We start from the raw sequence: 1,270 nt of genomic DNA on the forward strand, positions 1-1,270 counted from the left end.
TGGAATTCCCCCAAAAAAGTGGACACGCGCCATTAGTGCAAACCCTCAAATTCCAGCGGCGTCCTGTAACCAAGGCTGCTGTGGAGCCGTTGGGTGTTATAAAAGCCGTCAATATAGCGATTTATATGTTTCCGTAATTGCCGCATCGTCACGAAACTGGTGGCGTGCAGCAATTCTCCCTTCAACGTCTTGAAGAAGGATTCAACCTCGGCATTGTCCGTGCATTGGCCCGGGCGGTTCATGCTGTGACGCACCCTATGCTGTTTCAGCAATCGTTGCGTCTTGTGGGCCCGGTATTCGATACCTCGATCCGTGTGAAGCAATAGACCCGTAGCGGGACGCCGAGCTTCGAAAGCCTCGCGCAGGGTCGCTCTGGAGAAATCCGCACTCAGTCTCTCACCCAATCGCCAGCTCAGCACTCGACGCGAGAACAGATCCAGCACCACCGCCAGGAAGACGTATTTCGAACCCAGTTTGATGTAAGTGACGTCGCTGCTCCACTGCTGATCGACAGCGTCCGGAGCGGGGGCCTCCAAACGGTGATTGGGCAGCGCTTTCAGCTCATGACGGCGCCTCGCCAAGCGCCGGTAGACACGGGTAACGCGAGCCCTCATCCCCCATTCCTGCATCACCTGCGCGACCCGGTTTTCACCCACCGTGACGCCCTCACGGCGCAACGCCTGATAAACCCGCGGACTGCCGTATCGTCCCTTGCTGTCATCGTAGATCTTGCGGATCTGGGACAGCAGCACAGCCCGCTCGGACGCTCGTTTGCTTGGCTTTCGGTTGACCCAGACGTAGTAACCGGAGCGTGAAATGCTCAGGTGCTGGCAAAGCGATTTTACGCTGTGTCGTTGCCGGTGTTTCCAGACGAACCGGAACGCTTCCGTCGTTCCTCGGCCTGAAAACGTTGAAACTTTTTTAGGACATCGTTTTCCTCCTCAAGCTCCGCAATCCGGCGTTTGAGGCGGGTGACTTCATCCTGCTCCCTGATCTTTTCCTTGGCCTCGGCAGGCGCTTTCTTGACCCGTTTCATGGCAAATTTTCCCTCTCGGTACTCCTTTCGCCAGCGTGACAGCATGAACGGGTGAATATCCAGCGCTTCCGCTACCCCTTGGACGCTTCGGTGAGCCTGATGGCTCCACTCGACCGCCTTCACCTTGAACTCAGTGCTGTAACGTTGTGTCTTCTTCCCCGTGATGATTGCGGGCATCGGTTTTCTCCTCCGTGGGAGTTATCGATGCGTGTCCACTAAACCGGGGGAGGTCCA

Annotated in this window: 1 protein-coding gene and 1 pseudogene; both read right to left on the reverse strand. The window is 56.7% G+C overall.

Annotation, left to right across the window (positions count from 1 at the left end; genetic code table 11):
• Nucleotides 1-32: 32 nt before the first annotated feature.
• Nucleotides 33-863: pseudogene (locus tag HR9077_RS19085) on the reverse strand (IS3 family transposase); the annotation flags it as partial.
• Nucleotides 842-1,213 carry a transposase gene (locus HR9077_RS19090; protein ID WP_136068897.1) on the reverse strand — a complete coding sequence of 124 codons (372 nt, stop codon included), beginning with the start codon at nt 1,211-1,213 and terminating at the stop codon, nt 842-844. The gene HR9077_RS19090 and the pseudogene HR9077_RS19085, both read right to left, overlap by 22 nt.
• Nucleotides 1,214-1,270: the final 57 nt, after the last annotated feature.

It is taken from the genome of Modicisalibacter radicis (assembly GCF_900961225.1).
GTDB lineage: Bacteria > Pseudomonadota > Gammaproteobacteria > Pseudomonadales > Halomonadaceae > Modicisalibacter.